The 26207-nt window shown below is 54.5% G+C and carries 25 protein-coding genes; 15 read left to right on the forward strand and 10 right to left on the reverse strand.

Going from position 1 to position 26207, the window contains the following annotated elements; genetic code table 11:
• Window positions 1-100 precede the first annotated feature (100 nt).
• Window positions 101-298: a heavy-metal-associated domain-containing protein gene (locus RJT48_RS15380; protein WP_311173237.1), complete on the forward strand. Its 198-nt coding sequence runs from the start codon at window positions 101-103 to the stop codon at window positions 296-298.
• 276 nt (window positions 299-574) lie between these two features.
• Here RJT48_RS15380 and RJT48_RS15385 read toward each other — a convergent pair whose 3' ends face one another.
• Window positions 575-784 carry a hypothetical protein gene (locus RJT48_RS15385; RefSeq protein ID WP_176329441.1) on the reverse strand — a complete coding sequence of 70 codons (210 nt, stop codon included), beginning with the start codon at window positions 782-784 and terminating at the stop codon, window positions 575-577.
• A 33-nt stretch (window positions 785-817) separates the two neighbouring features.
• On the opposite strand from RJT48_RS15385, the gene RJT48_RS15390 reads away from it, so the two are divergent.
• The 4 genes from RJT48_RS15390 to RJT48_RS15405 are packed head-to-tail and all read left to right on the forward strand — an operon-like array spanning window position 818 to window position 5673.
• Complete coding sequence (locus RJT48_RS15390) at window positions 818-2767, forward strand: copper-translocating P-type ATPase (RefSeq protein WP_311173238.1); 1950 nt, start codon at window positions 818-820, stop codon at window positions 2765-2767.
• Window positions 2764-3870: a saccharopine dehydrogenase family protein gene (locus tag RJT48_RS15395; RefSeq protein WP_311173239.1), complete on the forward strand. Its 1107-nt coding sequence runs from the start codon at window positions 2764-2766 to the stop codon at window positions 3868-3870. The genes RJT48_RS15390 and RJT48_RS15395 overlap by 4 nt, the downstream gene beginning before the upstream one ends.
• Before the next feature lie 10 nt (window positions 3871-3880).
• Entirely contained in the window at window positions 3881-5014 is a 1134-nt protein-coding gene (locus RJT48_RS15400; protein ID WP_311173240.1) for a succinylglutamate desuccinylase/aspartoacylase family protein, read from the forward strand.
• The gene (locus RJT48_RS15405) at window positions 5011-5673 is read left to right on the forward strand and encodes a class I SAM-dependent methyltransferase (protein WP_311173241.1); all 663 of its coding nucleotides are present in this window, start codon (window positions 5011-5013) and stop codon (window positions 5671-5673) included. Before RJT48_RS15400 ends, RJT48_RS15405 begins: the two co-directional genes overlap by 4 nt.
• A 69-nt stretch (window positions 5674-5742) precedes the next feature.
• Here RJT48_RS15405 and RJT48_RS15410 read toward each other — a convergent pair whose 3' ends face one another.
• Window positions 5743-6093, reverse strand: a complete 351-nt coding sequence (locus RJT48_RS15410) for an SAM-dependent methyltransferase (protein ID WP_311173242.1) — start codon at window positions 6091-6093, stop codon at window positions 5743-5745.
• 747 nt (window positions 6094-6840) lie between these two features.
• Between RJT48_RS15410 and RJT48_RS20645 the strand changes: the two genes are divergently transcribed.
• From RJT48_RS20645 to RJT48_RS15420, 3 genes are all read left to right on the forward strand, one after another.
• Window positions 6841-7116, forward strand: coding sequence for a halocin C8-like domain-containing protein (locus RJT48_RS20645; protein ID WP_345784758.1), 276 nt, complete (start codon window positions 6841-6843; stop codon window positions 7114-7116).
• 353 nt (window positions 7117-7469) lie between these two features.
• The gene (locus RJT48_RS15415; protein ID WP_311173243.1) at window positions 7470-9053 is read left to right on the forward strand and encodes a transposase; all 1584 of its coding nucleotides are present in this window, start codon (window positions 7470-7472) and stop codon (window positions 9051-9053) included.
• A 450-nt stretch (window positions 9054-9503) separates the two neighbouring features.
• Complete coding sequence (locus RJT48_RS15420) at window positions 9504-10787, forward strand: tyrosine-type recombinase/integrase (RefSeq protein WP_311173244.1); 1284 nt, start codon at window positions 9504-9506, stop codon at window positions 10785-10787.
• Between the two features lie 86 nt (window positions 10788-10873).
• Here RJT48_RS15420 and RJT48_RS15425 read toward each other — a convergent pair whose 3' ends face one another.
• The gene (locus RJT48_RS15425; RefSeq protein ID WP_123623062.1) at window positions 10874-11446 is read right to left on the reverse strand and encodes a DUF8160 family protein; all 573 of its coding nucleotides are present in this window, start codon (window positions 11444-11446) and stop codon (window positions 10874-10876) included.
• Window positions 11443-12243 (reverse strand): ParA family protein, encoded by an 801-nt coding sequence (locus tag RJT48_RS15430; protein WP_311173245.1) that lies wholly within the window; start codon window positions 12241-12243, stop codon window positions 11443-11445. The genes RJT48_RS15425 and RJT48_RS15430 overlap by 4 nt, the downstream gene beginning before the upstream one ends.
• A 637-nt stretch (window positions 12244-12880) precedes the next feature.
• Between RJT48_RS15430 and RJT48_RS15435 the strand changes: the two genes are divergently transcribed.
• Entirely contained in the window at window positions 12881-14041 is a 1161-nt protein-coding gene (locus tag RJT48_RS15435; protein ID WP_311173246.1) for a restriction endonuclease, read from the forward strand.
• 194 nt (window positions 14042-14235) lie between these two features.
• Here the strand turns inward: RJT48_RS15435 and RJT48_RS15440 are convergent, their stop codons facing one another.
• On the reverse strand, window positions 14236-15138 hold the full coding sequence (locus tag RJT48_RS15440; protein WP_311173247.1) for a hypothetical protein: 903 nt from the start codon (window positions 15136-15138) through the stop codon (window positions 14236-14238).
• A gap of 68 nt (window positions 15139-15206) precedes the next feature.
• Window positions 15207-15500: a PadR family transcriptional regulator gene (locus tag RJT48_RS15445; protein WP_049984640.1), complete on the reverse strand. Its 294-nt coding sequence runs from the start codon at window positions 15498-15500 to the stop codon at window positions 15207-15209.
• Window positions 15501-15629: 129 nt separating this feature from the next.
• Between RJT48_RS15445 and RJT48_RS15450 the strand changes: the two genes are divergently transcribed.
• Together RJT48_RS15450 and RJT48_RS15455 are read left to right on the forward strand one after the other, a co-directional pair.
• Window positions 15630-15797: a DUF1931 domain-containing protein gene (locus tag RJT48_RS15450; RefSeq protein WP_311173248.1), complete on the forward strand. Its 168-nt coding sequence runs from the start codon at window positions 15630-15632 to the stop codon at window positions 15795-15797.
• 78 nt (window positions 15798-15875) lie between these two features.
• Window positions 15876-16436 (forward strand): TATA-box-binding protein, encoded by a 561-nt coding sequence (locus tag RJT48_RS15455; protein WP_311173249.1) that lies wholly within the window; start codon window positions 15876-15878, stop codon window positions 16434-16436.
• A 74-nt stretch (window positions 16437-16510) separates the two neighbouring features.
• On the opposite strand, the gene RJT48_RS15460 is transcribed toward RJT48_RS15455, so the two are convergent.
• Window positions 16511-17320 (reverse strand): PD-(D/E)XK nuclease family protein, encoded by an 810-nt coding sequence (locus RJT48_RS15460; RefSeq protein WP_311173250.1) that lies wholly within the window; start codon window positions 17318-17320, stop codon window positions 16511-16513.
• Between the two features lie 138 nt (window positions 17321-17458).
• Here RJT48_RS15460 and RJT48_RS15465 point away from each other — a divergent pair, with 138 nt between their 5' ends.
• Window positions 17459-17977 carry an ArsR/SmtB family transcription factor gene (locus RJT48_RS15465; RefSeq protein ID WP_312620712.1) on the forward strand — a complete coding sequence of 173 codons (519 nt, stop codon included), beginning with the start codon at window positions 17459-17461 and terminating at the stop codon, window positions 17975-17977.
• Between the two features lie 585 nt (window positions 17978-18562).
• Here the strand turns inward: RJT48_RS15465 and RJT48_RS15470 are convergent.
• From RJT48_RS15470 to RJT48_RS15480, 3 genes are all read right to left on the reverse strand, one after another.
• Window positions 18563-18919, reverse strand: coding sequence for a hypothetical protein (locus RJT48_RS15470; RefSeq protein ID WP_311173252.1), 357 nt, complete (start codon window positions 18917-18919; stop codon window positions 18563-18565).
• 14 nt (window positions 18920-18933) lie between these two features.
• The gene (locus RJT48_RS15475; protein WP_311173253.1) at window positions 18934-19305 is read right to left on the reverse strand and encodes a hypothetical protein; all 372 of its coding nucleotides are present in this window, start codon (window positions 19303-19305) and stop codon (window positions 18934-18936) included.
• A gap of 257 nt (window positions 19306-19562) precedes the next feature.
• Window positions 19563-20474 (reverse strand): hypothetical protein, encoded by a 912-nt coding sequence (locus RJT48_RS15480; RefSeq protein WP_311173254.1) that lies wholly within the window; start codon window positions 20472-20474, stop codon window positions 19563-19565.
• A gap of 9 nt (window positions 20475-20483) precedes the next feature.
• On the opposite strand from RJT48_RS15480, the gene RJT48_RS15485 reads away from it, so the two are divergent.
• From RJT48_RS15485 to RJT48_RS15495, 3 genes are all read left to right on the forward strand, one after another.
• On the forward strand, window positions 20484-20951 hold the full coding sequence (locus RJT48_RS15485) for a hypothetical protein (protein WP_311173255.1): 468 nt from the start codon (window positions 20484-20486) through the stop codon (window positions 20949-20951).
• A gap of 548 nt (window positions 20952-21499) precedes the next feature.
• Entirely contained in the window at window positions 21500-22198 is a 699-nt protein-coding gene (locus RJT48_RS15490) for a zinc ribbon domain-containing protein (RefSeq protein ID WP_311173256.1), read from the forward strand.
• Window positions 22199-22483: 285 nt separating this feature from the next.
• On the forward strand, window positions 22484-26185 hold the full coding sequence (locus RJT48_RS15495) for a hypothetical protein (protein ID WP_311173257.1): 3702 nt from the start codon (window positions 22484-22486) through the stop codon (window positions 26183-26185).
• Window positions 26186-26207 lie beyond the last annotated feature (22 nt).

Here is a 26207-nt window from a genome sequence, read left to right on the forward strand (position 1 = left end):
GTCCACAAGACGCCTTCGACACTACTGATCTACGACATAATTTACTTTGGAATCTAAGCAGAAAACCACATAGCATATCCTCCCCTATTCATTAGTGGATATGAGCCAGACCATCACCGTCGAAGGGATGAGTTGTGGGCACTGTGAACAGACTGTCGAAGATGCGCTTCAGGAGGTTAGCGGCGTAACTGATGCGAGCGCCGATCGCGAGTCCGGACAGGCAAACGTTGACGGCGACGCTGACGTCACGGCACTCGTCCAGGCCATCGAAGACGCTGGATATACGGCACACGCCTGAGAACCACCGAACCGTCGTCACCGGAGGCCCAGCCGTTCCTTCGACTCCGGATCTTCTTGACCTCCTTCGCGATGTCGGGGGCAGGACTAAATCATGGGGGACGGCACCAATACACAATAAATGAGCAACAATCCAAATCACGAGAAATCCGATACATCCGCATCGGATTCTCAGACATCTCCCCAGACCGACGGCCCCGTCTACTGCTGCCGAGTCTGCCAGTTACACGCAGACGAAGAAGCGCGTCCAACGGCTCGTGCGACATCCGAGCAGCACTCACATTCCCCAGAACACGATGCTCACGCGACAGGGGACGAGGCTCGTACTGAATCCGACTCCACGGAGGAACACGCACAGCACGATCACGACGCCGAACACGGTCACCATCACGCCGACACTGAATCGCCACCTTCTGCAGAGACAGAGCCTATTCACGACGGGCACGATCACGGTGCAGACGTCGACGAGGACGGACACGACGATCATAGCGGACACACGGATCACACTGGTCACGAGCAGATGTTTCGGCGGCGGTTCTGGGTGTCGCTCGTACTCTCACTACCAGTCATCTTCTTCAGCGAGTTCATCCAGGATGTCTTCGGGTACACTGCGCCGTCGTTCCCCGGCAGCGTCTGGATCACGCCGGTTCTCGCGGTGATCGTCTTCGCGTACGGTGGCGTGCCGTTCCTCTCGATGGCACGTACCGAACTGAAGACTCGCGAGCCAGGGATGATGATGCTCATCTCGCTGGCGATTACCGTCGCGTTCGTCTATTCGGTTGCGAGTCTGTTCCTCGAGGGGACGACGCCGTTCTTCTGGGAACTCGTGACGCTGATTGACATCATGCTGTTGGGCCACTGGGTGGAGATGCGGTCGGTCCGGGCAGCCTCCGGCGCGCTCGACGAGCTCGCGAAGCTTATGCCCGATACTGCAGAACTCGTCACTGAAAGCGGGGATACGGAAGAGGTCCCCGTCTCCACACTTGGCGAAGGCGACGTTGTTCTCGTTCGGCCGGGCGCGTCAGTTCCTGCAGACGGTGAGGTCGTCGAGGGCGAGTCCTCGGTCGACGAGTCGATGATCACTGGCGAGTCCCGCCCTGTGGGCAAGGAACCCGAATCTGAAGTCGTCGCTGGCACGGTCAATCAGGACGGGAGCCTCCGGGTCCGCATCACGAAGACCGGCGACGAAACAGCGCTAGCGGGTATCATGCGGTTGGTCGAGGAAGCCCAACAGTCGAAATCACGGACGCAACTCTTGGCCGACCGGGCCGCAGGCTGGCTGTTCTACGTTGCACTCGCTGTCGCTGCTATCACGGCCGTCGCGTGGGTCGTCGCGGTCGGATTCAACATTGCAGTCCTCGAACGCGTCGTGACGGTCCTCGTCATCGCATGCCCCCATGCGCTCGGGCTCGCTGTTCCCCTCGTCGTCGCGATCAACACCTCCACAGCTGCGCAGAACGGGATGCTCATCCGCGACCGCATTGCCATGGAAGAATCCCGTAATCTGGACACGGTGATGTTCGACAAGACCGGGACACTCACGAAGGGCGAACAGGGCGTCGTCGGTGTCGAGACGGCAAGTGACTGGAGTGAAGAGAGAGCGTTCGAAGTCGCCGCTGGTGTCGAGGGTGACTCCGAGCACATGATCGCTCGCGCCATCCGGGACGCCGCCCAGGAACGGGACATCCAGCGAGCGAGCGTTTCGAACTTCGAGAATTTCCGCGGTCTCGGCGTCAGAGCCACTGTGGACGGCGAGACGGTTCATATCGGTGGCCCGAACCTAATTGAGAAATTCGGTATCGAACGATCCGACGGCATCGCTGCCTTCGCGGAGGAAGCTGGCTCGAACGCAGAGACGGTTATCTACCTGGTTCACGACGAATCCGAAGTTGTCGCAGCATTCGCCCTCGCGGACGTCATCCGCGAAGAGAGCCGGCAGGCTATCGAGGCGCTACACGGGATGGATATCGAGGTGGCGATGTTGACTGGTGACTCCGAGGACGTCGCGAAGGCTGTCTCGGAGGAACTCGGCATCGACCAGTACTTCGCGGAGGTCCTCCCCGACGAGAAGGACACGAAAGTCGAACAGCTCCAGGCCGAGGGTAAACTGGTCGCGATGGTCGGCGACGGCGTCAACGACGCCCCGGCGCTCACGAGAGCCGACGTCGGGATCGCCATCGGCTCCGGGACCGACGTGGCCATCGAGTCGGGCGACATCATCCTCGTCGACAACAATCCCCTGGATGTCGTCCGTCTCATCAAGCTCTCGAAGGCAAGCTACCGGAAGATGCAGGAGAACCTCGTCTGGGCGACCGGCTACAACGTGTTCGCGCTCCCGCTCGCGGCGGGGATTCTCGCGCCCATCGGTATCCTCCTGTCGCCGGCGATCGGCGCCGTGTTTATGTCGCTGTCGACGATCATCGTCGCGATTAACGCCCGCCGACTCGGGGGAATCGACCTCTCGGTATGACAACGCTGATCATCGGTGGCTACGGGTCCGTGGGCCGGACGATAGCAAAAGAACTGGCCACGGCGTCCGATGGACCGAGCTCAGTGGTCGTCGCTGGCCGCGACGGGACGAAGGCGGCCACTGTCGCAGCTGAACTCGGTGAGAACGTCTCTGGCATCGCGTTCGACCTCCAGAGAACTGACTCGTACGCTCGTTTGCTCGAAGATATCGACCAAGTAGTGATGTGCGTGGACCAGTCCGGAACAGCGTTCGTCGAGGCGTGCCTCGAACGGGGAATCGACTACCTCGATGTGACGGCCTCCGACGAGTTCTTCCGCCAAGTCGAAAAGCTCGGTGCTGACGCGCAAGACAACGGTGCGACTGCGGTACTGAGCGTGGGACTCGCGCCCGGCGTCACGAATCTGCTCGCGAAACGCATGACCGACCAGCTATCGACGGTCTCGGAAATCCGGATCGGCGTGCTCCTTGGTCTCGGCGAGGCGTTCGGTCCTGCGGCGAGTCGGTGGACGCTCGAGCGAATCGGTCGAGAGTTCACGGTTCCCGACGCGGGACGCTCCCGGCCGGTCCGTGGCTTTGTGACGCCAGAATCGATAGAGTTCCCCGGGTACGGTCGTCGTCGGGCCTACAGCTTCGACTTCGCGGACCAACACGTCCTCCACCGGACACTCGACGTGCCAGCAAAGACGTATCTGTGCTTCGACTCCCGGGCCGTCACCACGGCAGTCTATGGGCTCTCACGATTCGAAGTGTACCGCCCTGCCGTCGAGGCAATCGGACTTGACCGGCTGACGGAACTCGTCTCGACACTCTCAGTTGGCGGGGACGACTTTGCCGTGACGGTTGAGGTCGATGGGGAGCAAGATTCGACCCCGAAGATGCTGCTGACGGCAATCGATGGGGAAGAACAGAGTCGGGTGACGGGACTCGTGGCGGCAACCGTATCGATGACTATCCGCGATACGACGGTCCCTGACGGCGTCCACCACGTTCACGAGATTCTCGATTCCGAACCGATACTTGACGTCCTGCGGGAACGGGGGTACCGTCTCACGAATAGCGAACGGATTCGCGGAACAAGCGATCCGGCCACCCCAACACCATGAAGAGGCAATGATGACGACACATTCAATCACCGTCGGTGGGCGTACAATCGACTCAGGCGAAAAGCGGACCTTCCGCTATGCGTGCAGCGAGACGTATCATGGGGATGCACTCGAAATTCCAGTCACAGTTGTCAACGGCACCTCGGAGGGACCGTGTGTCTTCCTGACCGCGGCAGTCCACGGTGATGAACTCAACGGCGTCAAAATCATTCAGGAAGTCGCGGATCGCTACGATCCCGAGGACATCCACGGGGCGCTCGTCTGCCTGCACGTGCTGAACGTGCCGGGATTCCTCGCCCAGCAGCGCTACATCCCGATCTATGATGAAGACCTCAACCGGTCGTTCCCCGGTAACGCCCGGAGTACGATGGCCAAACGGCTCTCGAACACGATTTACGAGGAGTTCATCTCGAAGTGCGATCTTGGCCTCGACTTCCACACGTCGACGCGCAACCGCACGACGATGTACCACGTCCGCGCCGACATGCGGGACCCGACCGTCGAACGGCTCGCTCGAGCGTTCGGAACGAGCGTCATCCTCGACGGCGAGGGGTCACGAGGGACACTCCGACGCGTGGCCTGTCGGGACGGTATTCCAACGGTCACGGTCGAGATGGGGCGGGCCCACCGATTCCAGACGGCGCACCTCGATCGGGCGCTCCACTGCGTCGCGAGCGTCCTCGCCGAACACGAGGTCCTGCCAGATCGACCGGTCTCCTGGCCCGGCTGGACGCGCGTCATCGCCCGTGATGGTGAGAAGACGTGGCTCCGCGCCGACACTGGTGGGCTCGTCGAGATGAAGTGGGGCCCACACCCCCTCGTTGAAGATGGCGAACCGCTGTTCACGATTTCTGATCACTTCAAAGACGAAGTCGAAGTCGTTCGTGCGCCGTCGACTGGCCTCGTCGTGGGGGTCCTTGAAAATGCAGTCGCATATCCGGGCCACCCGCTGTGTCACTTCGTGAGCGTCGACGAGACGACCGCTGACATCATACGAGACGACATCGAGCGGGGCGTTTTCGATGTCTACCGTGAAGGCGGTTTCCAGTGGCCCGAGTCGCAGTGGTACGCAACACATGGACATGGCACTAAGTCAAAACATGCAAGAAATATCTCAGAAACTGAACGGGAGGAAAACAGATGACTGACCCATCTCATCCGATATTCGCAAGACTGTACGATCCGGTGATGAAGCCGGCGGAGCTATCGGTACTTGCCGACCATCGACGCTACCTCGTGGACAAGCTCGCCGGAAGGGTTCTGGACCTCGGTACGGGGACGGGCGCGATGTTTCCGTACTTCACAGAAGCCGCTACTGATGGTGACGATCTCACGTTGTTCGCGATTGAGCCAGACCCCCACATGCGCCGGCAAGCAGTCGAACGAGCTCGCGAACTGGGACTCGATATCGAGATAGAGAGTGCCGGGGCGGAAACACTCCCGTTCGCGGACGACTCGTTCGATGTTGTCATCGCATCACTCGTGTTCTGCACCATCCCCGATTTCGATACTGCGCTCTCCGAGGTTGCACGGGTACTGAAGCCGGGCGGCGAGTTCCGGTTCCTCGAACACGTCCGCGGAGAGGGTGCTATCGGTGTCGCACACGACGTACTCGCTCCAGCGTGGCATACCGTCGCTGGCGGTTGTCACCTGAATCGCAACACCCACGAGATATTCCGGAACGACGAGCGATTCGAACTCGTCGATTACACGCGACTGGAGAACATCCCGCAGGTCGTTCCAACCGTCCGTGGAACGCTCAAACGCCGACGCGGAGGCTCGATTCTTTCTCGGTTCGTGTGAGGAGCGAAGGTCACCTCTTCGCAACAAGGATGACGTGCTGGAGGAACGGCAACGCGTGGTGCGCATTTCTCACCTGCTTGGTAATCGCCGCTCGATGTTGTACGGAACGAGGTCTAGTCCAGTGACGCTGAATCCGAATCGATCGGCGAGGTGGATCGCCGGACCACCCCGTCCACACCCCACACCGAGGAACCGAATGCCGTCCGTGGCGGGCAGGTACGACGCGACCCTCGATCCGACCTCCCCAACAAGGCGACGCTGACTCGACCCGACGACATGCGGTTGGTACCACTCCGAGTAGCCGAGATTAAGAAACTCGTCAGTGTCGAGCAGGAGGTCGAACGCCCGCCAGATGCCGGCCCGTTCACCGCGGTAGGAGAACTGGTCGGTGACACGCTTGCGGAGGGGGTTCTTATCCATAGAAGGCCTACTCGAGTCCGGAAACCTCCGAGTAACAGTACTCGGACTCGTCGCAGTAAGCGAGGTCGGCACACCCGCGGGGGCGCTGGTACTCTATTCCCTTGTGCCGGCGGAGATACGTCACGTATCCGTCGTCAACGCGGTCGAGAATGTCGTGACAAATCCACTTCTCACCAAACCAGTTGGCAGCCAAATTCCATTATGGACACAGGAAGATCGTCCGCTCAACTGAATCGACTTGCGGCGTCTCGACGATCCGGACGCCGACGATTCGGTACGCCACGCGGAGACGCTTGACGACCGATTCCGGTGTATTCGCGCCGACAAAGAGAACATATGCGATCACATATCCGATGTCGTAGAGGCAACGAGGATCCTCGAGTCATAATCGTTCCTTTCGAGCCCGTGGGTAACCGGGCAGTTGATCCGCGCGACACATCTGTACAAGGCGACCCAGCGAACGTCGGCGCATTGTTTGCTGTCACTATTGACCGAGATGATAAGCGCCGGGCGGCAACCGCCTTCGGTATCGCTTCTCACCCAACCCTGTCGGGGGCAAAAACAATCGAAAAGGTCAATAACGGTACTTCAGATGCTGAGCAGTTTCAGGCCGAGCTGATGACGTTCGGCCAAGATCAGAGCACAAAAGAGCCCGCAATGGTCGGAACCCGGACGACCAACCTTCCTATTCGAAACGCTCGCCGCCCGAATAGGGACCAGAGCGGTTCTGCTTCTGTGAACTCAGTGATGGGTGCCTCTGAGGCTTTCTCTACTGCTCAGGTCTCACAGAGTTCGCTGCTCTTCTGTTTCCAATGTACTACGCTGGTCGGTATCCTGTGTAAACTCGGGGGCGGCCGCCTCAGCCAAAGTACCTGTTTGGTTCGATGTCTACCCTTGATCACCACTATCGGAGGATATCTGATCTGTTCCGGGGCCTGTTTATTAGTCGTCGAGGCGATCTCACGTGATGGCTGTGGGCTTTCTTTGGGGTACGTCTGTATTGTCGCGGGCTATTGTAACTGAACGCTTATTTTTCCAGCGAATACAGCTAAGACATGACTCAGACAAACACAGATTCTGCGCGGTTTCGCACGGCTAAGATTGCCCTTTCTGTCATCGGTGTGGTGGCCGCCGCTGCCCTCGGTTACCTGCTTCGGGGCCCAGAGGTTGCACTCGCTATTGGCGCTGGCGTCCTCGTCTCGGAACTCTTTGTTCTGCTATATGGACACGTTCGATCAAAGTAACAGTTATTTGATCTAGCTCATATACTATTTATTTTTAGCCGTCCGGTTATATAGTACATTATCGATCTTACTACCTTTCCAAGCTAACGTATGGTCACTTCGAACGATTCATCCTCTACTGAAAATCCTCAAATGCGCTCCCTGTGTGAATCGTACCAGCTAGGAATCGCCATCCGGAACGAACTCAAAGAAACTGATCTCGTTACTGTGTTCGAGAACCTCGATCACGCGATAGACGCGATCGAAGACGGGTATCCAGCGTGGCATCCTGCGCCACTCTCCTTTCGCGCGATGATCCTCTCATTCGTGTTCATGGAGATCACTGGGGATTCGTACGCTGACTTCACTCGACGACTCACCCGGCAACCGGAAGTGGCGACTATCCTCGGTTTCAGCCGAGTGCCCGACGAATCGGCGTTCTCGCGGGCATGGCGGAACCGGTTCGACGACGAGACCCACGAATATGTCCACGCTGCTGCCCACTTTGTTATCAAAGAAGTTCACGATCGCGATATCTCAGCGTCTGAGGTTCGCCCCAAGAAAGAGATCGTCGAAGGTACTGAAGAAAACATAGACTCAGTCGAAGACGAATCATTCTCACAGAACGCAATCGTCCAGACAACGCGCCTCGCGCGTGATCACGCCTTCGGTCATTTCGACTCTGATCGGGCGTCAAACACTACCTACGAAGACACGCAATTTTTCGAGTTACAGACGTTCATGGGGATGGTTCGGTGCGGAACCGCGCAAGGAGCGACTCGCTTTCAGTACCGTCGTGGTGAAGAGTATGGACCCCACGGCGACACCCACCTCCGCGCTGTCAAACAGTTCGATCCTGAAGGCCTCGTGAGCGGATTTAACGAGACGACGGATCGCTTACTCTCCGTGATCGCCTCTGAAGCATCGTTCCGGCGTCCAGTCACGGCCGCGATCGATATTACAACTATTCCCTACTACGGAGAGGTCGAAGGAATGCCGATGGTCAGCGGGACGAAGGATAGAGACGGTCGAGCGTTCAAATTCGCAACCCTCTCGATCATCGGGCAGAACATTCCGCTCGTTCTCGCCGTAGAACCGGTCCGAGAGAGCTCTGAGTGGGATGAGAACTCGTCGAATCAGATTCATCGCACTGTGCGGCGACTGGTTCGACAAGCGAAAGAACACGTTCCGATTGAGACAGTGCTGTGTGATCGGGAGTTCGATTCGATACGCGTGTTTCAGACGCTCTCAAACCTCGATGTGAACTACCTCATTCCGAAGCGAGTCTCCAGCTCTGAACGGGATGTACTCGAACAAATGGAGGAAGACGACCAAGAGGTGGCCGTTGAGTCAGCTTCTGTCCATGTGGAATCTGGATCGCATCCAATGCGGCTCCTGTACGTGCCGTCGACGAGTGGTGAGGGGACGGCCGTCTTCGCGACGAATCTCCGAGTCGGTCCGGAGGAAGCCGAGTCGTTCTGTCAGCGCTACAGCCGCCGGTGGCAGATCGAGAGTGAGTACAAATCGATCAAAGGTGACTTTCTCGCCAAGACCTCCTCGAAAGACTACCGCGTTCGCCTGTTCTACTTCGTGTTTGCCGTACTCTTGTACAATATCTGGCGGCTCACCGACTTCCTGCTGAAAGCGGACGTTGACGGCGAGATGGACTACGCACCTGTGATTACTGCGGGTGAGTGTGTTGAGCTCGTTGCCTCAGCATTGGTTCCACACGACTAACCCGCTAAGATCTCGCTGAGTCTGCCGTTCGGGAGTGGCAACTCTATTCAGGAGCGCTAAAATCCATACAATTTCGTACGCTTGTCTGGTAGTTCAAACTCAGAGATTCAAAAACGGTCCGTGAGTGGTGAAAATAACCATGAATAGATGGCGATTCAACCCAAAACTAGCTCATCCTCCGAGACTGTGGTGCGGGCGAACCGGATTTTGGATATAGCAATATGCGGTTTATACCTATGGTGCATTAATCTGGCAATTTCTGTCCGGTTATCGTTTTCTCGTGTAGAAAACAGTAGAGGACAACCTATAAGTAAATCGAACGAAACACTCTATCCACCGAAACCACCAGACTTAGAATCGCTACCGCACGGAGTACGTCCGCTCCTGCTGGCGATTTCACTCACGCTCACACTCGAGTCTCTCACCGACCGCGACGACTACACGAACACTATGACCGAAACGACCGACACTCCACGCTACAGCACGATGGACCTCGAGGACGCCGAGGCCTTCTACCACGACGAGATCACGCCACAGATGCGCGCCGAGGGACTCGCTCCTGACCACGAAACCCCCACCTATTCGTGGCTCGAATCGCACTTTCCAGGGTTCATCAAACATCTCTCGCGGCGATTCGACCTCTCACCGGGTGACTTCTACGAGAAGATCGACGTTCCGGTTGAGTCCAAGCCGGAGGAGCGACCGTTTGACTTCGTCGACGACGACGAGACGCGTGCAGCCCTCGAGGACTACCTCGTCGAGCTGCGCGATCGGCAGGGGCGGGCGGAGTCGACGGTCGCTACGCGCCGCTCTGCGCTCCGTCTGTACGTCCGGACATACAAGGACGTCAATGCCACCGATGATCTGCTCAGACCGCTACACGACGACGCTGCGCGGGCCGACGAGATGGATCGCGTCGCGGATACGTTCGACGTCCTGCGTCGCCGCGAGGACACGCTGACAACGCACGCGTCGCGACGGAAGTACGTCCAGGAAGTTCGGCAGTTCTACACCCATCAGGTGACGTTCAAAGGCGCACGTCACAACCCGACCGACCAGCTGGAACGTCGCTTTGGGTGGGATTCGACGCCTGAGTGGGACAATCAGGCTCTTGAGGCTGATCAGATACGAACACTCTATCAGACAGCCACCGATCCGGTCGACCGTCTCATCGTGATTGGGGTCTGCGGATGGGGGCTTCGACCGAGCGAGGTTGCGTCGCTACGCGTTGATCAGCTGGTTCTCGACCCACCAGAAGACGACACGGAGGCCGGACCGTACATCGAATTCGGGAGTGAGCGGAAGAACGGACCCGGGACGGTCGCACTCCTCACGGGTGTTGAAGATGCAACCGCACGGATCGACACCGTCGTTGAGGAGGCGGGCGACGACTGGATGGGCGCTGTGTTCCCGTCTTCATCTGCGGAGAGCGGGCACCTATCGACGTCGACGGTTCGACGTCGATTCAAGAACCTTGCAGAACGCGCTGGAGTGACTGTCGATGGGGAGGTCCCGACGCCAAAGATGGGGCGACGATATTGGTACACGGCGTACGGAGAGGCGGTGCGTCGTGTGGCCGAGCGGTTTGCAGATGTCGCTGAGGAGCAGGGGTCGAAGTCAGCGGAGGTCGTGTTGGATAACTACCTCTCAGAAGCGGAGAAGCGCCGGCATCGCCGTGAGGAGATCCGAGAGGATCTTGAGGGCTTATTCAGAGAAGAACCCGGTGTCCAGTGACGTAGGGTTCGGATACGCTAAGACCTGAAACAGAGGAATACGAGCTCCTTCTCTCGAATTTTGGGGAATAGATCCGACGAGAGCAGTCAGTCGATCTCGAGTTCTTCTTTCAGCTGAGGGCTCTGAAGCCCAGCCCGAAAGACGGCGTTGAAGAAGTCCTTGTTCTTCGAGAGATCTTCACCGTGTGCGGCGAAATACTCGGTATCGAGTTCCTTGTACTTCACACGCATCTCCTGATAGACGCTCTCGTAGAGGTAGACGTTCACGTTGTGAAGGTCGCGAACAACAAGGCCCTTCGCGTCTGCGTCGAGTGCCATCTGCCGGACGGTCTCTCCGTCGGCTTCAACAGCGGTGTCGTCGATCTCATCTGACGTGTCTGATGTATCTGACGTATCTGCTGTGTCTTCGTCGCTACCGCTATCGGACGTAGTGGACGCGGGTTCGTCACCAGATATATCTGAGGTATCTCCCATTTCTGAGGTATCTGAGATATCTGCGGGTTCTGCGGTGTCGGACGTAGTGGATGCCGATTCTTCGTCGGCTGTATCTGAGGTATCTTCTGTGTCTTTCGTCTCTGTACCGCCGCCTCGAACTTCGTCCATACTCCAAACGTCGCTTTTCCGCTCCTCGAGGTCATCGTCGCCGTCGTTGCTGCTCATGCTTCCACCTCCGTAGTATGACGTTCGAGCATTTTCGCTATCTCGGTGTAGGCTTCGCGTGCGTCCTCAGTCTTCGCGTCGTCCTCGTGGAGGAAGATGGAGACGCCGTTGTTCCAAGCACGCCGGATGGCGACGCGCTCAGGCACCTGAAAGACGTCATATGGAGCGTCATTGAAGAACTCGATCATCTGCTTAGTATCGTTGTTCTGGACGCTCTCGACGGCGTTAATGACAATCCCGAGGATATCGATGGTGTCGATTTGGCCCGGGAAACTGTTTGAGAGGTAGGCAATCTCCTCGTTCATCTTCTCGATCGCACGGATGGAACGTCGGGTTGGCTCGACGGGGATGAGGACTTGTTCGGCGGTGAGGAGGGCATTATCAAGGATTTGGCTGAGATCAGGCGGGCAGTCAATGAGGATGAAATCATAGTCGTGGTCAAGCTCGTCGACGGCAATTTTAAGTCGCATTTCGCTGTTTGCGACCTGAGTGACGAGCATATCTTTGAGCCCGTCCATTGCTTTGTTGGACGGAATGACGTCGAATTCGTCGTGATGCTCGATAATCTCATTGATCTCCTCAGTGCGTGTTGGTTCGACCATCACTTGGTGGAGAGATGGGATCTTCTGATCGTAGAGGTCACGGAGGCCCGTGCCTTCGGTGAGGGTTCCCTGCGGGTCGGCATCGATGAGGAGGACATCGTGGCCTTGGTTCGCGAGCGCACCACCGAGGTTGATTGTGGTAGTGGTCTTTCCGACCCCACCTGCTTGATTTGAGATGGCGATTATCTGCGTCATATGACCTATGTATCTGAGGCGTCTGATATAATTGTTTGTCAGACGTACCTGCTGTATCTGACGTATCTGAGAAGACTGATTGAGGAATAAGACAGGTTGAGAAGTTCTCGGGAGAAACCTAGCTGGTGTATCTGAGACATCTGACGCATCTAATACTATTCCCGTAAACACGCCATCTCACTACGGTATCTGAGATAACTGATTGCTGGTCCGTAAGTAGTGTGACTGAGATAACTGATATATCTGGGGTATCTGAAAATGAGATAGATAGCTCAATGATGGCCGACTTCCCTTACTGATATATCTGCTATATCTGAGATTGCTGATGTTCCCAACGTGACGGCTCTGTGGTGACTGCGATATCTGATGTATCTGAGGAGGGAAGAATGGGGTGTGTGAATAGTAGTCGGATTAGCAATTCCAATTGATTGGATATTTCTACCGATGGAACAAATAGGTGCATCCCGAGTTAGCATCCACGTATGACTGAACGAGAAGAGCTGCTACAGCAGGGGAATACCGTAGATCAATGGCCCTATAAATGGATATAACGGCGTCTTCAGCTCGGAAACAGCGTTCAAGTCGATATCCTCAAAGAAGTCTATACAACTAACCAAAACAAAGAGGATACACAACTATGTCGAACAGCCGAATTGAGGTCGCTCTTCAAGCATTAGGCAGTGACCGGTTTGAGCGGTTGATGCATGATTTATTGGAGCGGGAAGGGTACACAGTTGATCCAACGGGGACAAGCGGTCCCGATGGCGGTCGCGACGCCTTCCTCCTAGATGGTGACCGAGACGGGATCCTTCATTGCTCTGTGCAGAAAGACAATTGGGTCAGGAAAGCCCACGACGACATCGAAACAGCTGTTGAGAACTTCGATCGTGACTTTGACTTCTACATTTTCGCCACAACACAAGACCCCAGTACGACCAAACGGGATCGGGTTGAAGAGGAGCTCCACGAGGAATGGGGAATCCCCACGACGGTTTGGGACTTCTCAAAAATCCGGAACAGCTTGGTGGGCAATCGTGAGAACAACGATCTGATCCGGGAACACCTCCGTGTCGACCCCAATCGACCGTTCGTAGATATTGAGTCAGAAGTAGATGATCTCTATGAGGATTTGCTGGATCGTGTGAAGCGCCGACAAGCTCCCGATGGGACAATTGTCGAGGACCCTGCCTTAGTTGTCGTCCATGTCATTCCTCAGGAGGCCGTCGACGACCATCACGACCGGTATGCAGGCGACCTCCCCCACCCACCTCAGTTCGAAAAACGTGATGCATACGCTGTAACACGACCGAAGGTGAAGATCACCGAAAATAATCGACGCTTCCATGATGGCACCGAGAGGGAGCGATACACTGCTATCCATCGGGACGGGTGGACTGAAGGTATCTTCACAGCTCTGTATCCCAGCAACAATCCCCAACTCCGGACATCTATTGATCGGCTCATAGCGAACTTCGTTCACACTGCTCTCGGGACGTTTGATGAAGCAGACATCTACCCGCCCTACTATGTGTACGTTAGCATACTGGGTGCCGAGGGGTACACACTTTCCCGACCAAGTGGATCAAACCGACCACCCAGCAATGTGCGACCTTTCACCGAGGACGAGATACGGTTGAATCGCGTCCAAATCGACAATCCAGATATCGATGTCCCGGATGTGATGCGGAAGACGTTCGATCAGCTCTGGCGACATGGTGGCTGGGACCACTCAGTCAATTATCAAGCCTCCGAGACAGATGATGGTGAAACTGTCTTCGAGTGGAATCCATACCGATAACAGTATCCACAGTAACAGAGCGAGTCGAGCATAATTGCTCTCCTGAATTGGTTTCTCGATCAGTCACGGCATGGTCCCCATCGGAATTACGCCACGATGAAACCTATTGAGGACAGCCGCTGATCCCTAGGAGTAGGACCTTGAACAGATCGATAAGCTAGCTGAAGACTCGCCTTCGTCCGTCAGGATGGTTGTTATTGATGATAGAGACGCCAGAGCCAGCCGGGTGTTGAGGCAGTGATTTCGTCGATAACTGATGTCCACGGGTGGTTGCCGTGGAACGCCCGGGCATAGGGAGCCGAGATGTCCGTTGCCTCACTCACAAGGAGCAATGAGCCGAAAAGGACGTATTCGGGGAGGAATGCAACATCACTCCACAAGTACCGCGGACGAAGATATCCGAGAGGCCGCCACAAACGGTGAGATCGAAGCGCAGCCAGCTCCTCGTCGGTAACACCGAGTTCACGAACAGCTGCCAGTGTGATCCCGCCTCGACGCGTTCCGTGGGCAAGGACGCCCTCCAAGAGCGTCTTCGTATGCTGTCTCTCCGCGAGATGAGTCAAGAAGTCGTACTGTAGCTCAGTGGCGAAATGTGCTTGCGTACGGACTGACACTGCCTGCTCGAAACCTTCCTGCAAGTATGGGTGTTTCCACGTTGGTGAGTCGAACTGGTGCTGATACGCGTGGCACAACTCCGACGCTAAATACGTGTACGCCGTCGTCTCGGGGAGCTGGCCTGGACTCACGCCGATTCTGCCCGTCCGCGCGGAATATCGCCCTTCGATGAACACGAGCGTCAATGAGGCCGGCAGATCGCTCGTGAGGAGTGCGAGACGCTCCCTACGCGAACAGTCGTAAACGAGATGCTTGCGCCACATCTCGCGGTACGGTGTGGAATCGACATCGAGGAGGTCGTCGTAAAATCGCGTGAGTTCATCGAAGCGTTCGTGGAGGTCAGCCTCGCTCGCGAGGGGGGCATCGGAATTCTGTTGGAGTGACTCGGTCAGGGGTGGTGCGTCCGGGTACTCCACCCGGTACGACTCAACAGCATCTGAACAGATTGACCGTAGCTGTTCGAAGAACGTCTTGTCGTCCATCTGAATGGATATAATGGTGGAGGGAAGTAAACTTCGTTCGATAGGTTGGATTGGCTGTTTGAGCGTATCTATGCAGGAGCTGACTCTGCGGGTTCGACGTACTGGTACTCCCACTCGCGTCGAGCCTCGATTTCACGACGCCCACGACGCGTAAGCGTATAGACATTCGTTCGCCGATCTTTCTCTCCTTTCTCGACAAGCCCTTTCTCAACAAGCGTGTCGAGGTTCGGGTAGAGTCGGCCGTGATGGATCTCTTTCTCGTAGTAGTTTTCGAGTTCTTCCTTGATGGCGAGGCCGTGGGGCTCATCAAGGCCAGCGATCACGTACAGGAGGTCCCGTTGGAATCCAGTCAGATCGTGCATCGTCCTACTACTTGATACGTAGTGCTATTGAATACGTCTGTTGCCCTGAAAGTGGCCGTGAACACTCCTAGAGGAACCGAGTCAGATATCTGTATGTTTATACAGAGGACGAGAGAACAACCCGAGCGTATGGCAGACCTGATTGTCAAATCGGCCGTGAAAGAAGCGCTCAATGACCACAACGTCTCGGCGGATTTCTACGAAGCACTGGACGACGAAGTAACTGAAGTGCTCGAAGATGCAGCCCGGCGTGCCGAGGCAAACGATCGGAAAACTGTCCAGCCCCGCGACCTCTAGCTCGGTCAGAAAGTACTACCCCCATCGCTCGAATTCACCCACCTGTTTTTAAGACACTCGTGACTGGTAGATATCTCTATGAGTATGACAACGGAGTCAATTCAAGTCGAGAACGTCGTTGCCTCGTCCGATATCGGTCAAGAACTCGACCTCGAAACGCTCTCTGGGGATTTAGGAGCGACCGACTACGATCCCGATAACTTCCCGGGACTCGTCTATCGGATGCACGATCCCAAAGCTGCAGCACTCATCTTCCGCTCGGGAAAAGTCGTCTGTACGGGAGCGAACAGCGTTGACGACGTGACGACTGCGCTTAACCACGTCTTCGACGAACTCCGCAAGTTAGGGGTCGATGTCGTAGCCTCGCCAGAGATTGAAATCCAGAATATTGTCTCAAGTGGGGATCTCGACCATACCCTCAATTTGAACGCCATCGCGATCGGTCTGGGCCTCGAAAGCGTCGAATACGAACCTGAACAGTTCCCGGGGCTTGTCTACCGACTCGATGACCCGGACGTGGTCGCACTCCTCTTTGGAAGTGGGAAACTCGTCATCACTGGTGGAACACAACTCGATGACGCTGAAAAAGCCCTCGTAAACATCGAAGATCGGCTCAACGATCTTGGGTTACTGAGCTAATCTGAGTTCTCGATAGAATTCATCAAAGCGGTTTGCCGGAGACAGATGAGAATGAAGGCGGTAGATAATAGTGTTCAGACGTCAGCAGGAGATTGGGAGACTTCACTACTACTTGTAGCGTCCCCGCTGTTGTCATCCTCAGTCGCTTCGAAGTCCGTTGTATCGTCGCCTTCTACTCCGAGTGCGTTGCGCGCTACGGTCGAGTCGGTATCCATTTGGATATGATCGAAGCGAAGGGATTCCTTCTCGCAGAGCCAGCAGTCGCACGTCTTGAAGGGAATGTCTTCTTTGCTCGTCGGGTAGCCCTCGTCGATAATTGTGGCGGCGATGTGCTTACCTTTCTCGAGAAGGTCCTGGACACGCCCCGGGTCGGGACCGAAGGCATCAATGCCGGCACTCGCCGGTGGCCACGTCCGAACCTCAAGATCGGACTTCGCGAGGTACACAATCTGACCCTGAGACGCGCCAAGCGCCTTCATATATAGATAGATCTGATCCAGATGGCGCTCGATGGGTGGATTGAACCGATACCAGTTGGCTCGCGACTTGTAGTCGTAGGCAGTGTTGGTGCCGGGCTCGTACAGGTCGGCATGGCCGATGATCGTAAGCCCGTCCACCTCCATCTCGATTGCGACTTCGCGCTGGGTTTCGACGTCGAGGTCTGGGATGACCTCGTTTTCCATAAACTCGTGGATAGTGGTTCCCGTGTGGAAGGTGCCAAGCGCGTCGGTATGGTCGAGAAGACCGAGTTTTGAGTTGTAGCATTGGCGGGGGCACTTCGCGAGCTGACTCGGGTGGAAAGTGTAGGGGTCGAGCTCGGTGTGGCTATGCTCGTCGTTGAGCTGGATGAGTGTTGACTGGATTGCGGACTCGAAGTCGATCATAGTGAATCTCCTCTTCGAACGGCGTCGCAGCGATGGATGCGAGGCCCGTTCGTCGGTATGCGGGCGAAAAACAAGACTAATTCAATATTTTGAACTAGGATTCAAAACAGTAATGGTGCTGGAGATCCGAATACGTGTATGAGCGACTCTGGAACCACGGATCACACGGCAAAGGTCGTCCGGATTCGGGAGGTTGCGATGACGGTTCGTGAACCAAAAAATGCGGGAGAGATAGCTGAGGCTGCTGATGTTGCCCGAAACACGGCTGAAAAGTATCTCACGCAACTGGTCGAAGCGGATAAACTCGCGACGATCCAGCGGGGCCGCGAGACCCGCTACTATCCAGATCCAGTCACCCAGTATTTCGATCAGATCCGTGACCTCGTCAACGACCATCGAAAAGACGAACTCACGGCTGAACTAGATGCAATCCGGGACGATATCGACGAGTGGAAAGAGGAGTACGATGTGGAGTCCGCTGACGAACTTCGGGCGACCGTCGGTGATGATCTTCCGGCATCCGAACGCCAGCAGCGGCGCCACGACGCGGAGGATTGGGACTACTATGAGCACCAAGCGATGCTCATTAAGCAGGCGATTCAGCTCTATGATACGATTGAGGCGACTCGTGAGAGTCGTATTGCCTCCGCCAACTGACTCGGTGACAGTAAAATGGGAAATCCACCGATTTCTGGAGACACGCATCTCCACCGATACGAGGTCCACAAACGAGTCACAAATCGACTTCAACGGGAAGCTGGCGTGACGACCGTAGAAGCCAAACCAAGTCCGATGCGGCCAGTCCGTCTCGTAGCGACCCTCGATCGCGCGGTCTTTTTTGACCAGAACACGGACGCTGGCGACGCGACACTTGAATTCGAGTGGCGCCCCAATTCCAAGCGCGATGAGTTCCGCATTCAGTATAATGAACCCGGGACCCCGTGGTCATGTGGCTGGCATCAGGACAAAACCCACGAAAAGCTCGGCCCAAGTCATTTCCAAGTTGACCACGATGCGTGGCCAGCACCGCACCGTGAGTCTGCATCCTTCACAGATTCGAATCCGATGGCAATCCTCGAAACCTGCCTCACTGAGCTTCGCGACCGTGTCCCGAGTCTCCCTGACAGCGTTCGCCCGAGTCCGTAGGTCGCTACGCGATGGGTTCGGCCACGACTATCTCGTGCTTGAGGCGGGGGATTTTACGTTGGCCGTCGGTATCGAACTCGATGATATCAGCCTCGATCAGTATCGCGTGTCGCGCGGTCGCCGCCCGCGAAGGCGACCCGGTGTCTTCCCTGGCGGCTTCGGCGGCGGCGTGTTACGATCGACATGACTGTCCCAGTGCTCGACCGCGTACCGACCGTCGTGTGTATCGTAGATGTAGCCTTTGTACGTCCGATAGGTCGGCGAGTAGAAAGTCTCTGTTCGCGTGAATCGGAACTTCGCGTCGGCGTTCGGCTTATCCTCTGGATCCTCGGTGATTCGCTTGTGCTTGTACGCGTAACTGTAGCTGTCTCGTTCGTGCTCGCGACACCACCCGTCGATGAACGCCTCGAGGGCGTCCTTTGGGGTATCGCCGATGAATCTGTCTCGTGGCATCTGTCTGTGTGTGGTTAGGCGGTGATTTGGTGGTCGTCGACGGTCGTCCAAGTGTCCTCCCTGGGCCCGCGGCGCTCGTGAACGACCTCGAAGCCGTCGCCGGGTTCGATAGGGCGAATAACGACCCGATGCTCGGTGTCGCTCCGGTAGCTCGCCATCGCGATCCCTCGGTCGTAGCGTGTTTTCACCCACGTACAGAGCGTAGTCGTGCTTCGGTGGACGAGTGGGTGAACTTCCTCGAGATCCGCTGTCTGCCAGTTGTCGCCTGCGCCAACGCGCTGTTCGTGGACGACGCCGACCTGGGGACGATCAGACCATTCGCAGATGACGACGCGATGGGACTGATCGTTCGAGTCGATGGCGACGTTGGTCGCAGTACCGACCATCGTCGATCAGTAGCAGAGGGTCCTCTTCGAGGGCTGTGTGCACATAGTTTCATCGCACCGGGCGATTCAGTGTGGACGAGGAGAAATCCGAGGAGAGGTGTGTTTTGGCCTACTCATTAATGCAGTTGTGGGGGAGAAACTCGACCATATATTCTCACAATCGGTATCGAGGACGGCCAGAAGTAGCGTCTTCGAGACGGTTGTCAACACGTAATGGATGGCCAGTAAGAGATAGCAACAAGACTCAACCATAATCTTCAGTCCTCTGGGTCTAGAATATAAGGAAGTATATAGTCGAAATCTATCTTCTTTTTGAAAGATTCGTCAATCAGATCCTCAAGCGTCATTCCCTCACTGAGTTCTGATTCAGCTTCCCACAGTTTGTTTCGAACGTGTTCTCCATTGATCATCTGATATTCGAAGAATACCCAATACGCAATTGTCTTGAAGTCTGATTCAACCATTTTGGCAGCAATCGAAGGGAAATCTGACGAGAGAATGTTGTTCGACTTGATTTCTCCGTGGAATAGTAGTTCGCCGGTGAATGGACGTGGTTCGCTATCCGATTGAAGTACACCGGTTTTGATGGCTCCGTTATTAGGGTTCTCTGGGCTCAACCGCACGCTCCCCTCGATAATTGGCTCCTCGGGTGGCCAATTCGCGTACATCACAATACGAGCAACTAGGTTCGTTGCCGGACCATTCCCCACATTTCGTAGATAGAAAGGCATCTCGTTGTCGCGCGCTTGCCATCGTTCGATGGTGACGTGAGGGCGGTAACCTGCTTCCATCCACTCTTCTTGCTGCTCCATTATCTCCGCCTGCTGCTCTTGAATATCTACAACATCTTCCTGGAGTCCTCTTTGGCTCTTCATTTCATTGAGTTGATCCTGCTGGATTCTACCGAGGCCTTGATAGACGACGATGAGAGCGAACGTCAGGATAAGCGATGCGAAGATACTGGTCGCAGTAAGCCTATTTCCACCAGACTGAATAGGAATAATAGCATAAAAACCTGAGACTGAGACAACCAACCCAAGGAAGCGTGATACAGTCCAATACTTCTGCCACCATCGATCCGGAACGAGTTTCTTTTCGATGCAAAACATAACGGTAGAATAGACACAGGCATCAGGATAGTAATAAAGTTGATTTAGATGCCGAGACATTTTCGCTGTATGACCTCTGAAGAAGGACAAAGCCGGTATATTTTCAACCTGGATCGCGGCGAGGAGTCGGAGATCAGGGCCATAAGAGCGGGAGTCAAGTGGCTTTTACAAGAAATCGAAAATGGTGAATCCGATACTGGGTTTATAGGAATAGACGCGAAAAAGTACATTCAGGATTCAGTAGGCAAGGCACTGGAAGGCATCGGAGATACATTAAGAGAAAACCACTTGGCTGAGATCGACGGTAACAAAGTGTACCTTATTACAGAGCACAAAAACTACTCCACGTCGTATGAGACTGGTCCAGCAGTCGTGATTCGACCATCGGATAATCTTTTAGCAGATATGGAGGCAGACGACCGAATCAATGATATTCTAGTGATCTCGTGGCAGACTGGTGCGTATGACGACTGCGAGGTGTGGCGAGAGAAGTACGAACCACTACATACAGAACTCGCCGGAGGTGAGGATACATAGAATGTATTAGATGCTCGGTTGTAGTGGGGCCCGTCATCTCCGCAGGACCCGCTGATCTCAGTACCGGTTAGATGTTATATTCGCAACTTGTATTCAGTACGTAGTTCTTGAGATCGATCGCTTTTTCATCATACTTGACTTGTCTCGAATAATGCGTAATTTCTCACTTCGGTGGCATAGGGATGGTTCTACTCCACCCTCTGTTCAGAGTAAGAGTGTTAAGCAAGGGGACAGCACTATCTGAATAAGGCTGATGAGTTATGCCACCGGACAGCACGCGGGGAGGGATAGAGTACGATGTCATTACACTGTTCGCGACTGCGGAGGTAGACTCAGAACAGCGACCGGGAATTGCCGAGGCGTTACGCGAATCGCGCACGCAACTATCGAGCCAGACCGGCTATCTGATGCGCTTCGGAGACGCTTCGCATCGTGAACTGACTGTCTTCGACGTCGTTTCGCTCCCGATCAAGAGCTACCCGGTGTCTGAGTCCGCATATGCATCTCTCCCAGATCGCGTTCGCGAGCAGCTCCAAGATGTCGGTGCCGTGCAGATCGTCGCCGATTATGACTCGGAGGCAAGCGTCTTCCGCGATGTCGTGTGGCCGGGTGCGGAGTCACCAGGAGACACCGCAGACTCAGTCGAGACGATAGACGGCTCGTCAAACGATGGTTCGACCGAACGGTCGGCAACGGCGGGCGATGGAGTGGGTACGGACACGATGGTTGAGGAGTACGACTCGGATGATTCGGCGCAGACGTATCGCCCGATCACACGTCGCGAGTTCGAGACGTTCCTTGAGGGTGTCAGCGTCGATTTTGAGCGGAAAACGTACGGCTGGACGGACGAATGGGTGTACGAATCGATTCTGGATGACGGGGAGAAGTGCCTGCGGGTATACTCGTCGATCGACCGCGAAGACAACGCGAGTCGTGAAGCTGGTTCAGACGCGATAAAGTCAGTCCTCCTGCTGAACGTGGCCGACGCCGGCGAGGAGCCGACGTGGCGGCCGCTGCGGAAACCGAAGCGGACGTATCGGATACAGACGTGGCCACAGAATCTCCGTGAGAAACTTGAGAACGCGGTGGCAACGCAGGACGAACTAAAGGTCTGCTCGGATTGTGGTCGGCCCATGGTGCTCCAATCTCCGAAAGGGGAGAACCGCCAGTTCTGGGGGTGCTCAGGGTACTATGAGAAGACGGCAGGTAGTGACCGGGCGTGTGAGAATACCGCGCCCGTTCAGTAGGTCAATGGTTGACCGCGGGGTCAAATGAGCGACAAGCCCAATGTCGCCCATATCTCGGAGAGAATACGATGTATCAGATTTCCACCCGATAAATAACCTAATAACGATGACTTGTAGATGATCGAGTCATTTGGCTACCAACAATCAGGTCTACGGTGATTTCAGCACTCCGTAAACCGATGACCGAGTTGATATGTAGAGGCCAAACCCAAGTACTACGTATCGGTCTAAAAGAAGAATGATGCGGCGGTAATGTTATACCTCAAACTCCGTTTTCTATCTACAATGAGACAAGGGATCGAGCTGGTGGATGAGGATATTTTATCATTTGAACCGAAGCAAGCAGTCAAATTCTTTCGTGATCTAATCTGGGCTTCTGCGCCCGATGCGGGAATTCAATCGGAGACCCACGTGAATCTAAATATCTACACGTCAGATGGAGGAATTGACGCTGAGGCAGAAAATGAATTTGAGGTAGAAGTGACCACTGCTGACAAAACAAATCTAATTCCGGAGGGAAGAACCGGATACCAAATAAAAACTGGCAGCAAGCCATCAACGTCAGATTGTCAAAATGAATTGTTGAATAGTGATGGTCAGATTAAATCATATGTGAAGGATGTCGTGTCTTCTGGTGGGAATTATGTATTCGTCACGTTCTCTCAACTGACCTCTGAAGAGAGGGATGAACGCATCTCGGCGATTGAAAACCAGCTCAGTGAGAAGGGCTATGACAAGGGGAATGTACAGCTTTTCGCCACCAACCAATTGGTCGAATTTGCCAATCAGTTCCCCGGCCTCATTTTCAAATACACTTCTATTGAGGGGGGCGGTATTGATATTGGGACTTGGTCTGAACGGAGATCTAATCGAGTTCCAGAAACCTTTGTCGAAACCGATGATCGAAGAGAAGCCAAGGAGAAGCTAAGATCCCTTCTCAAAAGAACGGATGAGTTTGAAGACATTGACAAGTGCCCAGTTTGCAGAGTCCGAGGAACCTCTGGGTTGGGGAAAACCCGCTTAGTATACGAGTCTGTAAATCACGAACAATTTTCGAATCGGGTTATCTACGAAGACGCAGATGACTTTGAAGGATGCGAGTTAGCGACGACCCTGGAGATGGATGAGAGTCGGCAAGCAATCATTATCCTCGATAACTGTTCAAGAGAACAGCACCGGGCCTTCAACAATAGGTACGGTTCCTACGATCGATTGGCATTGATCACAATCTCGACTGACCGAAGCAAGGTCGCTTCTGATCTTACTTTGACGATTGATCGGTTGCAAAAGGATGATTTGAGGGAGATTTTAGAAAATGAGTATCCAGAGGTACCAAGCCACACCGTGGACCGCTTCGCAACAATTGCGGACGGGTACCCTGAGATGGCATTGCTTTTAGCGGAGCGGTACACCAGAGATGATACGGAAGAGAGCGTCGTTGAAGTCTCTGATTCGACGATCTTTGACCGTCTACTGGTGGGGGACGAGCAAGATGCGCCTGAGCTCAGAGCTGTAAAGCGGATCTTGACGCCCTTTGCATTCTTTGACCGGATTAATTGGTCAGATAACGAGAGCCATCGAGAGTGGATTGTCCGAGCGTTTAATCTGAAATCTGATTACTCCGATGAGGTCATTTCTGAAGTTGTTCAGTATGAAAAGAATCGGGGTGTGCTAAGCGGTGACGACGTACTCTCGCTGCGAACGATTCCATTGGCAACCTACCTGATGAGATCTGCGCTTGAAAGGGATGCTTCGATTCTTGATTCAATATTCCATGAGAGTTGTCCGCCGAGGCTGTTGTGGAGCTTTGCTGAGAGAATTCCCTATGCCAACACCATAGACCAAGCGGTGGAGTGGTCCACAATAACACTCCTCAGAACAGAGTGGTTTGGGAGCTCTGGATTCAAAGCGAACATTGGGCCAGTCTTCCGAGGTCTTGCCGAAGTGACTCCGGGAGAAGCTTTAGAGATACTAGAAAGGTTCTTGGGACCGATGGAGCGTGAAGAATTGGAGAATATTGAGGGACGGAGACCTATCCTGGAAAGCCTGCGTCGAATTGCGGTTTGGGAGACGCATTTCTTTGGTGCAGCTCTACTCCTCAAGAAGTTGGCCGAGGCTGAGAATGATGACAAATATGTAAACAACTCTACAGGATTGTTCGCGGATTTATTTTCGCCACACTATGGCCCATACGCTCCAACCGAGGTTGCTCCAATGGATCGATACCAGCTTTTGGAGGATTTGCTAACTTCGAGGGACTCCGAAAAACACAGGGTGGGATTAGAGGCAGCCGAGCAAATATTGTCGATTAGAGGCAGTAGGGGTGGTGGAATACCCCACCGACAAGGTGCCAAGCCAGCACCAGACTTGTGGATACCCAAAAATAATGAACAGAGAATCGAATATTTTAGAGAAGTATGGAAGCTAGTAGAAAGGAACCTCGGACGGTTCCAAGAAAAGCACTTTGAGAAGGCACTAGCTATTCTCTTGAACAATTGCCGGAAGCTGGCTGAGAGCGAGGACCTCACCCCCATTATTCAGGATACGTTTCGTAATTTGCTGGACCACAAGGACGTGGACGCGAACGACGTGATCTCCGCCACAAGTGGGATTGTCCATTATGACGCAGATGAATATCCGATAGAGCTCCGCGAATCTTGGGAGGAGTTCGAAAAAGAGATCACAAACCGCGATTTCCACACGAAGCTTAAACGATACGTAGCAGGCTATAACTTGGTAGATCGTTCCGAAGAGCGTGAAGAAATAACCGAGAGGAGGATTGCCTCTCTTGCCGAGGAGATCACGGAAAATCCGGCCCTCATCACCGATGAGTTAGAATGGATGCACGAAGCCTCTTCTGAAAATGCTGGAGACCTTGGTCGGGAACTGGCAAAGCGAGACAACGATCTCGAACTTATTGATGTCCTCCTATCCGGTTTACATTCGGTCGAACCAGATGCCTCGTGTAGGCTATTTGGAAGCTACCTATACGAAGTGGTAGATTCCTGCGAGGAAGCCCCCAATAACGTTTTTGATCGAATGATAGATGATCAGCATCTCATCAACTTCTTCCCCTTCTTAGTTCGCAGAGCAGACCCATCGGACGAAGCAGCTGAAATGATTTTAGATACTGTCCAAAATGGTGATATTCCACTCCGTAAGATCAGCCAGATCGAGACTATTGCGCGAAGTGGAAAACTATCTGAGGAAATGTTCTTAGAGATCGGATCTTACTTGATCGATAAAGATTCAGGTGAAGCAATTGCGATATTGGTCAATTTGGCGGAAGACTTCTATAGGCGGGATGAGGCTCCGAGTATCAATGAAGATTTAATTATACAGGCACTCACTCACCCCAGTCTCGTCAATAAGAAATCTGAGGTGGCCGTGGGCGGGCACTGGATCGAGTGGGAACAATTAGCAGAAATGACAATTGAACAAGATATAACTAACGGATATGACATCGCTGGTCCAATCATTGGTTCATTGGGAACGAAGGGAAGCATCGCCGGAATCCGAGATATCCTTGACATCGTCTTACGACCATTGTTGGAAGAAGATCCGGAGAAGGCCTGGGAGCTAGTTGTGGATGGATTCGACACTGACTCCAGCCGAGTTAGAATAGAAGCTTGGTTAGCGGGAACTGGAATAGATTCAGATGATCCTGCTATTCTGTTAGTTCCTGGATCTGTCTTATGGGATTGGGTTGATGTGAACCCGGAAGAACGTGGTCCACAACTAGCACGTTGTATACCTCCAATGGAACACGACGGATGGTGGAATTTAGCTCACGAAATACTCATTCGTTATGGGGATATCGATGACGTTGTTGAGGATTTGAACGCCATAGAACAAGGTGGAAGGTGGGGGAATAACATATTCCGAAGTCGTCGAGATAAATTACAGCAGTTGCGTTCGAAATCTTCGGACCAAAACGTTCGCCGATGGATATCGCAGGAAATTCGTGAGGTTGAGCGATTTCTATAACCTTTCCGGGAGTCTTCTGTGA

Origin of the sequence: Halobellus ordinarius, from assembly GCF_031823395.1 — an archaeon.
Taxonomy (GTDB): domain Archaea; phylum Halobacteriota; class Halobacteria; order Halobacteriales; family Haloferacaceae; genus Haloquadratum; species Haloquadratum ordinarius.

Bases quoted from the DNA above. Each gene is read 5' to 3' on its own strand.
- RJT48_RS15440 (WP_311173247.1), bottom strand. From the start codon at position 15,138: ATGGACGACAAGACGTTCTTCGAACAGCTACGGTCAATCTGTTCAGAT.
- RJT48_RS15390 (WP_311173238.1), top strand. From the start codon at position 818: ATGTTTCGGCGGCGGTTCTGGGTGTCGCTCGTACTCTCACTACCAGTC.
- RJT48_RS15455 (WP_311173249.1), top strand. From the start codon at position 15,876: ATGAGTATGACAACGGAGTCAATTCAAGTCGAGAACGTCGTTGCCTCG.
- RJT48_RS15465 (WP_312620712.1), top strand. From the start codon at position 17,459: ATGAGCGACTCTGGAACCACGGATCACACGGCAAAGGTCGTCCGGATT.
- RJT48_RS15410 (WP_311173242.1), bottom strand. From the start codon at position 6,093: ATGGATAAGAACCCCCTCCGCAAGCGTGTCACCGACCAGTTCTCCTAC.
- RJT48_RS15400 (WP_311173240.1), top strand. From the start codon at position 3,881: ATGACGACACATTCAATCACCGTCGGTGGGCGTACAATCGACTCAGGC.
- RJT48_RS15485 (WP_311173255.1), top strand. From the start codon at position 20,484: ATGACCTCTGAAGAAGGACAAAGCCGGTATATTTTCAACCTGGATCGC.
- RJT48_RS15460 (WP_311173250.1), bottom strand. From the start codon at position 17,320: ATGATCGACTTCGAGTCCGCAATCCAGTCAACACTCATCCAGCTCAAC.
- RJT48_RS15475 (WP_311173253.1), bottom strand. From the start codon at position 19,305: ATGGTCGGTACTGCGACCAACGTCGCCATCGACTCGAACGATCAGTCC.
- RJT48_RS15380 (WP_311173237.1), top strand. From the start codon at position 101: ATGAGCCAGACCATCACCGTCGAAGGGATGAGTTGTGGGCACTGTGAA.
- RJT48_RS15385 (WP_176329441.1), bottom strand. From the start codon at position 784: ATGATCGTCGTGTCCGTCCTCGTCGACGTCTGCACCGTGATCGTGCCC.
- RJT48_RS15445 (WP_049984640.1), bottom strand. From the start codon at position 15,500: ATGCACGATCTGACTGGATTCCAACGGGACCTCCTGTACGTGATCGCT.
- RJT48_RS15480 (WP_311173254.1), bottom strand. From the start codon at position 20,474: ATGTCTCGGCATCTAAATCAACTTTATTACTATCCTGATGCCTGTGTC.
- RJT48_RS15420 (WP_311173244.1), top strand. From the start codon at position 9,504: ATGACCGAAACGACCGACACTCCACGCTACAGCACGATGGACCTCGAG.
- RJT48_RS15425 (WP_123623062.1), bottom strand. From the start codon at position 11,446: ATGAGCAGCAACGACGGCGACGATGACCTCGAGGAGCGGAAAAGCGAC.
- RJT48_RS15470 (WP_311173252.1), bottom strand. From the start codon at position 18,919: ATGCCACGAGACAGATTCATCGGCGATACCCCAAAGGACGCCCTCGAG.
- RJT48_RS15450 (WP_311173248.1), top strand. From the start codon at position 15,630: ATGGCAGACCTGATTGTCAAATCGGCCGTGAAAGAAGCGCTCAATGAC.
- RJT48_RS15430 (WP_311173245.1), bottom strand. From the start codon at position 12,243: ATGACGCAGATAATCGCCATCTCAAATCAAGCAGGTGGGGTCGGAAAG.
- RJT48_RS20645 (WP_345784758.1), top strand. From the start codon at position 6,841: ATGGGTGCCTCTGAGGCTTTCTCTACTGCTCAGGTCTCACAGAGTTCG.
- RJT48_RS15435 (WP_311173246.1), top strand. From the start codon at position 12,881: ATGTCGAACAGCCGAATTGAGGTCGCTCTTCAAGCATTAGGCAGTGAC.
- RJT48_RS15495 (WP_311173257.1), top strand. From the start codon at position 22,484: ATGAGACAAGGGATCGAGCTGGTGGATGAGGATATTTTATCATTTGAA.
- RJT48_RS15395 (WP_311173239.1), top strand. From the start codon at position 2,764: ATGACAACGCTGATCATCGGTGGCTACGGGTCCGTGGGCCGGACGATA.
- RJT48_RS15405 (WP_311173241.1), top strand. From the start codon at position 5,011: ATGACTGACCCATCTCATCCGATATTCGCAAGACTGTACGATCCGGTG.
- RJT48_RS15415 (WP_311173243.1), top strand. From the start codon at position 7,470: ATGCGCTCCCTGTGTGAATCGTACCAGCTAGGAATCGCCATCCGGAAC.